Annotated in this window: 10 protein-coding genes; all 10 read left to right on the top strand. The window is 36.3% G+C overall.

The window, feature by feature from the left end:
- The first annotated feature begins 228 nt into the window (after window positions 1-228).
- Window positions 229-1,146, top strand: coding sequence for an ABC transporter ATP-binding protein (locus UGRO018_RS17115; RefSeq protein WP_416327728.1), 918 nt, complete (start codon window positions 229-231; stop codon window positions 1,144-1,146).
- A complete protein-coding gene (locus UGRO018_RS17110) occupies window positions 1,143-2,369 on the top strand; it encodes an ABC transporter permease (protein WP_416327727.1) in 1,227 nt (408 codons plus the stop codon). The genes UGRO018_RS17115 and UGRO018_RS17110 overlap by 4 nt, the downstream gene beginning before the upstream one ends.
- Before the next feature lie 81 nt (window positions 2,370-2,450).
- Window positions 2,451-3,140: a manganese catalase family protein gene (locus UGRO018_RS17105; RefSeq protein WP_416327726.1), complete on the top strand. Its 690-nt coding sequence runs from the start codon at window positions 2,451-2,453 to the stop codon at window positions 3,138-3,140.
- A 272-nt stretch (window positions 3,141-3,412) separates the two neighbouring features.
- Entirely contained in the window at window positions 3,413-4,291 is an 879-nt protein-coding gene (gene cysK / locus UGRO018_RS17100; protein WP_416327725.1) for a cysteine synthase A, read from the top strand.
- Window positions 4,292-4,293: 2 nt separating this feature from the next.
- Window positions 4,294-4,848: a serine O-acetyltransferase EpsC gene (gene epsC / locus UGRO018_RS17095; protein WP_416327724.1), complete on the top strand. Its 555-nt coding sequence runs from the start codon at window positions 4,294-4,296 to the stop codon at window positions 4,846-4,848.
- Between the two features lie 138 nt (window positions 4,849-4,986).
- Window positions 4,987-5,325, top strand: a complete 339-nt coding sequence (locus UGRO018_RS17090) for a PadR family transcriptional regulator (protein WP_416327723.1) — start codon at window positions 4,987-4,989, stop codon at window positions 5,323-5,325.
- A complete protein-coding gene (locus UGRO018_RS17085; protein WP_416327722.1) occupies window positions 5,315-6,031 on the top strand; it encodes a DUF2812 domain-containing protein in 717 nt (238 codons plus the stop codon). The genes UGRO018_RS17090 and UGRO018_RS17085 overlap by 11 nt, the downstream gene beginning before the upstream one ends.
- Window positions 6,024-6,716, top strand: a complete 693-nt coding sequence (locus UGRO018_RS17080) for an ABC transporter ATP-binding protein (RefSeq protein ID WP_416327721.1) — start codon at window positions 6,024-6,026, stop codon at window positions 6,714-6,716. The genes UGRO018_RS17085 and UGRO018_RS17080 overlap by 8 nt, the downstream gene beginning before the upstream one ends.
- A 1-nt stretch (window position 6,717) precedes the next feature.
- On the top strand, window positions 6,718-8,283 hold the full coding sequence (locus UGRO018_RS17075) for a putative ABC exporter domain-containing protein (RefSeq protein WP_416327720.1): 1,566 nt from the start codon (window positions 6,718-6,720) through the stop codon (window positions 8,281-8,283).
- 114 nt (window positions 8,284-8,397) lie between these two features.
- Window positions 8,398-9,666 (top strand): hypothetical protein, encoded by a 1,269-nt coding sequence (locus tag UGRO018_RS17070; protein ID WP_416327719.1) that lies wholly within the window; start codon window positions 8,398-8,400, stop codon window positions 9,664-9,666.
- The last annotated feature ends 24 nt before the right edge of the window (window positions 9,667-9,690 follow it).

Here is a 9,690-nt window from a genome sequence, read left to right as displayed (position 1 = left end):
AGATGATCATAAAAAAAGAAAAAAATGAGTATCGATGATGCTCTAGATTTACTAGAAGTAGAGGAAAGCTTAAGGCCTCAAATATTAGATTTACTGGATGAAGAAGATAATGAAAATTAAGGTGCTTAGTCTAAAGTGCCTATTTTTTGATAATTTGATTTTCAAAATAACTTGTACTATTGAATTATCTACGATAAAATGAATTCATTCGACAGAAAGGATGAAAGTATGGAATTAACAGTAAGCAATTTGAAAAAAAATTTTGATCAAAATGAAGTATTGCATGGTATTTCGTTTTCTATAACCAGTGGAAAAGCATTGGGGTTATTAGGAAGGAATGGTGCGGGTAAAACCACAACAATTCGAATTCTAATGGACGTGTTTAAAGCAGATAGCGGAACAGTGTTAATGGATGGTAAGCCATTCATCGCAAGTGAATATAAGATTGGTTATCTACCAGAAGAAAGAGGACTATATCCCAAAAAACGTGTTGATGAACAATTAATATATTTAGCTGGACTTCGTGGAGCAACTAAGCAAGAAGCAAAGGCGAGCACAAAAAAATGGTTGAAACGTCTTGGCATTGAAGAATACGAAAAAAGGAAGCTAGAAACCTTATCAAAGGGGAATCAACAAAAGGTGCAATTAGCACAAACGTTATTATGTGATCCGGATATCGTTATATTGGATGAGCCGTTTTCTGGTTTAGATCCAGTGAATTCTCAAGTTTTAAAAGATGTGGTCAAGGAACTGATTCAAAATGGAAAGTTGGTTATCTTTTCCAGTCATCAAATGAGTTATGTGGAGGAGTTCTGCGAAGATATTGTGATTATGCACAAGGGAAATATTGTGCTTCAAGGAAATCTGAAACAAATCAAGAAAGAATTTGGCAAGCATCAACTTGTATTAAGTGCACTACAAACAAGTAATGTTGATTTACAAAAGTTTTGCGAAACAAAGTTAAAAGGATTGGTAGAAGTAAAGGAACAGAAACAAGAGGGATTCATTTTAGCCTTACATCAAGGTGTAAGCAAACAAGATGTGTTACAGGTGCTGATACAACAGCAAATTGATATTGAAAAATTTATGATTTATGAACCAAGTCTAACAGATATTTTTGTGGCAAAGGCAGGTTATGAAGTATGAAACAATTTTTACAGGTTTTAAGCTTTGAATTAAAAAACTTTATCAACGGGAAATGGTATAAGGTATCTACCGTTCTTGTATGTGTATTGGTAACTGTTGTTATGTTTGTGCCAAGATTTTTAGATTTAGGTTCAAATGATTCATCCCAAGAACAGGTGAATGATTCTTCTATGGTATTAGGATTATATGATCCCGATCATATAATTGAAAATCAAGAACTATTGAAATCAGGATTTCCGAATGCAGATTGGGTCATAGCCAAATCACAAGAGGAAATTGAAAAAGGGGTTCGAGATCATAGCATCAAAGCAGGCTTTGTGATAACAGCACCTACAGAATTTAAATATCTTGTGTTAGATAGCAGTATGAATGATAGCAAACAACAAGTGTTTACTAGCTTATTGAGCACACATTACCGTACAACACAGCTACAAGCATTAGGTGTGGATGCTACGAAAATCGATGAAATTATCCATACACCGATTAACGGAACCATAGATGTTTTAGGAAAAGATGGTGTTAGCAATTATTTATATACATATATTTTGGTCTTTGTATTATACTTTATCGTTATTTTTTATGGACAGATGACAGCAAATGGTGTCGCAAGTGAAAAAGGAAATCGTGCTGTAGAAATTTTGGTGACCAGTGCAAATCCAAATGCTTTAATTTTCGGTAAGGTCATTGCTGGAGCAATCGCCGGTGTAATACAAACAGCATGTATGTTATTTGTAAGCATAGCCGCTTATCAGATCAATGTGGATATCTGGAATCATTCTTTAGATTTTCTATTTGATATTCCGTTGAGCGTTTTACTTGTGTTTGGCGTATTTGGTACATTGGGGTATTTGTTTTACAGCTTTATCTATGGTGCACTTGGTGCTATGGTATCTAAGGTGGAGGAAGTCGGTAGTGCGGTATCTCCTATCACGATCATCTTTGTCATTAGTTTCTTTTTAACTTTTTATGGTATGATGAACCCGGATAGCTTATTGTCTACGATTGCATCTTATTTGCCCTTTTCTTCTTGTATGGCAATGTTTGCCAGAGTTGCAATGGGTTCTGTTGGTATAGGAGAAATCCTGTTATCTGTAAGTATTTTGCTTGTGTCTACTATTTTAATGGGATTATTAGGAGCAAAGTTGTATCGGAGAGGAACTTTGAATTACGGAAATGATTTTAAATTTTCAAAATTGATGAAAGAATTAAAGAAAAAAGGATAAGTTTATCTTTTTGAAGCTTGTGAAGGAAACTCATGCATAATGGCGAAAGGGAAGGGACATACTATGCATGAGGTGATTGAAATGTTTAAGCACGACAAAAAATTTATGCGTGAAATTAAGGTTGAAAAACCAAATCCACAATATGCTGTATTGATGCAGGAACAGCTTGGTGGATGTAACGGAGAGCTCAAGGCGGCGATGCAATATCTATCTCAAAGCTTTCGAGCAAACGATCCTGTATTCAAGGATTTATTTCTTGATATCGGAACAGAAGAACTTAGCCATATGGAGATGGTTGCGCAGACCATCAATCTATTAAACGGTGGAGATGTAGATTACAAAAAAGTAGATTCAGGAGAACTTGAAACTATGGTGACTTTTGGTTTAAACCCAGCTCTTGTAAATTCCAGTGGTAATCCTTGGACAGCAGATTATGTGACAGTAACCGGAGATCTTGCAGCAGATCTATTAGCAGATATCGCCAGTGAACAAAGAGCAAAGGTTGTTTATGAATATTTATATCGTCAAATTGATGATAAATATGTCAAAGAAACCATTATGTTCCTATTAGAACGTGAGGAAGCACATAACGCACTATTCTGTGAAGCACTGAATAAAATCAGTGATGATGGCAGTAACAAGAGTTTTGGAATGAGTGAAGACAGTCGATTATATTTTGACTTATCAAAACCAGGACGTTATTTTGAAGATCCAAAGCCTGAAGCAGTAAAAATCAAAAAGAGTGCTAAGGATAAAAAGAAAAAATCATAAAAATGGATGGAAACTCTATTTCTTTCATTTTGTTTCAGAAAAAAGAAAGCAAACATGTTTTCTTTTTTCTTTTTTTATGGCATAATATAGAAACATGGAGAACACCTTCGTGCATATACTATGATGACAGAAAGGATGATACGCAAATGAAAAAGCTATATCGTCATGAGATTACAGATGTTTTATGCGAAACAGTCCTTTTGCATGAACGATGTTGTTGCTGAATCGTTTTCTTATCATGCAGTACATCTAAATTATAGGAGGGAATGTTCATGGAAACATTGAAATTGATTGGGAATACACCCATGTATCATATAGAACATACAAATATTTATGTAAAATTAGAGAAGTTTAATGTTGGAGGTAGCATCAAGGATCGTGCAGTGATGGGAATGCTACAACATGCGATGGAAGATGGCATCATAAAAAAAGATAGTGTATTGATAGAAGCAACCAGTGGTAATACTGGGATAGCTTTGGCTATGCTTGGTGCGGTTTATCATATACCGGTTAAAATTATCATGCCGGAAACAATGTCTTTGGAACGTCGTCAAATGATCAAGGCTTATGGCGCAGACTTAATTTTGAGTGATGGCGCTAAAGGAATGCAAGGCTCTATTGAAGAAATGCAACGCTTGATGAAGGAAAATGATCATTATGTATCTTTATCTCAGTTTGATAATCCTTATAATCCTTTGATCCATTATGAAACAACAGGAAAAGAAATTCTAGATCAAGTGCCTGATGTAGATATCTTTGTTGCGACAGTTGGTACGGGTGGAACGTTTAGTGGCATTGCGAGGAGATTGAAAGAAACCAAAGAAACCATACGTTGTGTTGCCGGTGAACCGCAGCATAGTGCGATCTTAAGTGGTCATGAAGCCGGACCTCATAAGATTCAGGGAATCGGCGCAAACTTTGTGCCTAAGAATTTCGATGAAAATGTTTGTGATGATATCATGTTGGTAAGTGATGAAGATGCGTTCAAAGAGGCTGTGGATTTTGCGAAAACAACAGGAATTCTAGTGGGAATCAGTTCCGGTGCTAATATAGCATTGGCAAAACGCTTGGCATCTTATTATCCGGATAAAAAGATTGTGACAGTAGCACCAGATGGTGGAGAAAAATATCTGTCTGTATTGGAGTTTTGATCATGTTTCGTGTATTAAAAGATATTAATCATAATTTGAATCGTACATTAGAAAACGATCCAGCTGCCCACAGCAAGCTGGAGGTACTCTTGTTGTATCCGCATATTAGGGCCCTTGCCTTATATCGTGTGGCGCATTTTTACTATCGACATCATTTATTTTTTCTTGCCAGATTGACTTCGAATCTATCTCGTAATTGGGTTGGTATTGAAATTCATCCCGGCGCAAAGATCGGTAGAGGCTTATTGATCGATCATGGGATGGGAGTTGTCATTGGAGAAACAGCAGAAATTGGTGATGATTGTCAAATTTATCATGGGGTAACCCTTGGTGGAACCGGAAAAGAGCATGCAAAACGTCATCCTACCTTAGGAAACGGTGTGATGATTGGATGTGGGGCAAAGTGCTTAGGCAATATTTATATTGGTGACCATGCGAAAATTGGTGCCAATGCGGTTGTAATTACCGATGTACCTGCTGGCACTACGTTCATTGGTCTTGCGGCTAAAGACAAAAGATGTAAGCATGCCTGTGTATGTGATGGTATCATAGAATAAAGATGGAGAAAGGCTAGGTTACAGAAGCCTTTCTTTTTACGTCTTGACGAATAGTAGATCCTATAGTATACTGTATCCATAATAGATATATCACAGATGGATACATCTGTAATGGATATATTTGTTAGGAGGCTGAAAATGTCAAAAAACAATACTTTAGACAGTGAACAATTGACAGATTCCATGTATTATATTTTATTGTCTTTATTAGAAGAACGACATGGATATGCAATTATGAAATTCATTGAAGACCTCACCCATGGCAATGTGGCGATGGGGCCTGGTACCTTATACACTTTATTGAAAAAGCTCAGTAAAGCAGGCTGGATTCAATTGACATCTGCAACAGATGATCGAACAAAGGTTTATCATATCAGTGAAGAGGGAAGACAGGTACTGATCAATGAATTTAAACGACGTAGTTACATGGTGGAAGAGGGGCGCAAAATTCTACAGGAGGCAGGCTATGAAGAATAAAAAATATGTCATGTGTAGTGGATTGGCTTTTTCTGATGATGAAGATATGGAAATCTTACATCAATATGCATTAGAAGGTTGGATCTTTCGTGAATTCAAGTGGTTATGCTATGTGCTATATAAAGAGGAACCACAGGATCTGATTTTTAGTTATGATATGCAGAAAATTAAGAAGAAAGATGAAGTGGATTATTTACAAATGTTTGAATCAACAGGATGGTATAAGATTCCCTGTAAAGATGATACCATACATTTCTTTTATGCTCAGAATGGTACAAAGCCTCTTCATACAGAACAACAAACTCGTAAGGAACAATTTTTGATGCCATTCTATGTGTCGATCGTACTACTAGCCATTGGACTTGCATTATTTTTGAGTATGAGATGGATCGATGTTCATGCATGGTTGGCTGGGATTGCTGGGGGATTGATTGGCGGTGGATTGATGTTGTTCATGGGTTGTGCATTTCGTTTGAAGAATCGTAAATTAAGGATATCCTTATCCTTTCAAAAAGCAAGACTTTTCATGTTTATGGGCATCGGGTTATGGATACTTGGAAAAGGAATCAAGTATGTGTGGAGTCCATTAGGATCTGTGATTGCTATCATAGGTTGTATGATGGCCATCTTTGGTTTATGTTATGTATTGACGCAGTATCGATTATATAAAGATAAAAAGGAAATCGGAGGAAAAATAGATGATTGAGGTAGCACATTTAACGAAGAAATATGGAAGTTTTAAGGCAGTGGATGATATTGATCTAAGTGCAGAGGATGGACAGATCACAATTTTGCTTGGACCAAACGGAGCAGGAAAGAGCACGACGATCAAAAGCATTACGAATTTATTAAAATATGAAGGTAGCATTAAAATTTGCGGCTATGACAATGACAGTGTTGAAGCAAAGCAAAGCTTTGGTTATATTCCTGAGGCGCCTATTCTATATGATCTATTGACCATAGATGAACATGTGGAATTTATCGGTAAGGCTTATCGTGCAAGCAATTATAAGGAATTGGCAGATCATTATATTCAAATGTTTCATTTGGAAGAAAAACGCAAAAAAACAGTAAAGGAATTAAGCAAAGGAATGAAACAAAAGGTCAGTATGTTATTGGCATTGATCATATCACCTAAAGCACTTCTAGTCGATGAGCCGATGGTTGGTCTTGATCCAGCTAGTATCGAAGAAACCTTGCATTTATTTACCAAGCTAAAGGAAGAAGGCGTTTCTATTTTGATCTCCACGCATATCATTGATGTTATTGATGATATTTGGGATGTAGCTTATATCATGAACAAAGGGAAAATCGTACGCCATGTCACAAGAGAAGGTCTGAAAGAGGAAAGCTTGAAAGAAATGTTCTTTGCATGTACGGATGGTGAGTAATATGAGAGCACTTGTAATCTTATATTTCTATAAGTTAAAGGGACAGATTCGAAATGTATTTTCCAAGCCATCCAGTGCAATCATAACGATCCTATTACTATTGATATATGTTGGTGGATTTATCATGTTATTGTTACGACCGGATGCAGCGATGACGATGATGAATATTACAGATATTCAGATGGGTATCATGATTGCGGTTGGTTTCAATGCAATGATGGTAGGTTCAGTTTTGATGCAGAAACGTACTGCCTTATTTTTTGAAAATGACTCTTTCTATCTGTTTACCGGACCGTTTAGACGTTCGCAGATCATGCGTTATTTGATGAGTGGTACGATTTTATCATCTTTGATGTTCGGTGCTATTTCTGTATTGATGTTGGTATTCTTCGGTGGCGGTGTCGGATATAGTATCGGCTTTTTGGTTTTGGCATTTGTTTTGATTGCCATGGTTACGTACTTTTTCGTGGTATTAAAGGATTATGTGTATCTATTGACAATACAAAATGAAAAATGGAAAAATGTCGGACGCATCATAGTGTTGATGTTTGCATTGATCGTGGTCGCAATCATCACCTATATTGCGTATACGCAAAATTTCGTTATGAAAGAGGTAGGACCGGCATTTCTTCAAAGTGATTTATTCTATTTGGTTCCTTTGTTTGGGTGGGTAAAGCTGGCGTTAATTTCCTTTGTATCAAATGATTGGATGATGGTGGTACTAGGGGCTGGATTCATTTTAGCGGCATGTTTTGTGATCTTTATGTTGATGTCAGCTTATCAAGGGGATTTTGTGGAACAAGCCATGCTTGATGCTGAAGAATTTACTGCAATGTATAAAGAGGTGAAGGCAGGGAAACGCTCTAGCATGAACGATACTAAGATGAAAGAGGTTCATGGGAGCTTTAAAGAAGGCGCAAAAGCCATCTTTTCTAAAAATATTTTGATCATGAAGAAAACCAATGATTTCATTCGTATTCAGGATGTGGTCATATTGGCCATTTATTTGATCATCACACTTGTCTTGGATATGGGCTTTTTCTTCTTCTGTTATATGTTGGTATTCTGGCTGTTTGGTGCTGTACAAAATAGTGATTTTATGCGAGATATGAATAATTATCAGATCTATCTGATTCCGGATTCTCCATTTAAAAAGCTTTGGAATGTCATAGCGGCTACCTTGATCAAGCTTTGGATCACTTTAACCTTCTGTGTGATTGCGGCAGGTTTGATCTTCTCTATGAGCATAATAGATATCCTACAGTATTTGATCATGATTTGCGGATATGCCTTTGTCTTTATAGCTGCGACCGTATTAAGTCTTCGTATATTGAAAAGCAGAAGCAATATGATGGTGGAAAATATGTTGCGGATGCTGATCATCTTATTATGTGCCTTACCTAGTGTCTTGGTGATTTTACCGATCGTATTACAAACCGGTACCTTTACGACCATGATGATGAATATCGTTACCATCGTGAACCTTGCGGCAAATTTCATAATATCATTTGCTATTTTATACTTCTGTAAAGGAATGTTAAAGGGAAGAGAATTAAAGAGTGATTAAGGAGAAAACCTTAAAAAACGCTGAGGGAAATCATGTGATTACAAGGTTTCCCCCTTTTTCTTTTTCTGAAGATGTGATATAGTATGATACAGTAAATCAAGAAGAGGTATCAATATGTGGAAATATCAATGTAAAAAACATTTATTATTTGTATTGGGTGGGATGATCATAGGATTGCTTATGTTTCAAGATATCTCCCGCTCCGCTTTGAATGAGGTCTTAAATGACATGTCCGGGGTCGTGGGAAGTGATCCGGAAATGATAGCAATGTTAAAAAGTGACATGGTGGTTTATATTTCCAGCATGTTGTATGGTGGAGGCATGGTAAATGCATTTTTATTGATGTATTACTGTATGCAACGTTTCAATCCCTTTGTTTTATTGTTTGCATTATTCTTATTGAATCCACTTGTCGAAATTGCGTTTACTGTTGGTATCATAGGTGTTATTCCGGCGATTATCGTTTGTATTTATGGAATGTTGACGGTACCGAATCGAGGGAAACATAAGGCATTAGAGAAAAATCAATTGAATACGGTTAGTGAAATTGAACGAGTGTATCGCTTGCACCATGCTTATTTAGAATCTTATGAAGAGATGTCAAAGAGTATTTTTATTACCAATATCGCTATTACAGCAATATATGCACTTGGTGCTGTTGCGATGGTGATGGTTTTGCTTTATGTACAGGATACCTTGATCATGATCATTTCGGTGATTGCTTATACTGTTGTAATGATTGGAATGATCAAAAAGAAAAATGAAAATATTCAGCCTATCGTTGCATTGCTTTATCATGATTGTAATCCTGAGGCTTGTGCTAGTGTGATTTTTTCATTAGCAAAAAGAATGCGTTCCAAGAAAAATTTCCCATTGGGACAATATCTTGCACAATGTATGATTTATTTGAATGATCCTCATTTGGCAATTGATGTTTTATCTTGTACAAAGCATACCAATACCAATACGATGCTTCCTTATCACTCCATGATGGCATATGCAAACTATCAATTGGGTGATGAAAGCGAAGTTCGTCGCCATTATGATGAATGTGATAAACTAGTTGTTCGTGGTATGAGTTCACCACTTGCGGCTGTGAAACAACAGTATCTGGATAGTATTCAAAATAAGCTTGATTTGATGGATAAGGATTTTCGTAAAGCTAGAAGTTTCTACTTGAATGCATTAGAAACAACTACTATGGAATTTCAACGTGTAGATTTCCATTATTATCTAGGCTTGATTGCTTTTGTAGAAGAAGATCTTTGGGAAGCAAAAAATCAGTTTGAATATGTGACAGCACATGGAAATGGTATGTATTTTGTAGAAAAAGCAAGAAAGTTTTTATCCATGATGGACCAGATGAATGTAGAAGAATCCTAAATGAGATATCCATATCGGGTATCT

Source organism: Hoskinsella mucinilytica (genome assembly GCF_045223415.1).
Lineage (GTDB): Bacteria > Bacillota_I > Bacilli_A > Erysipelotrichales > Erysipelotrichaceae > Hoskinsella > Hoskinsella mucinilytica.
This window is presented reverse-complemented; position numbering and strand designations above follow the sequence as displayed.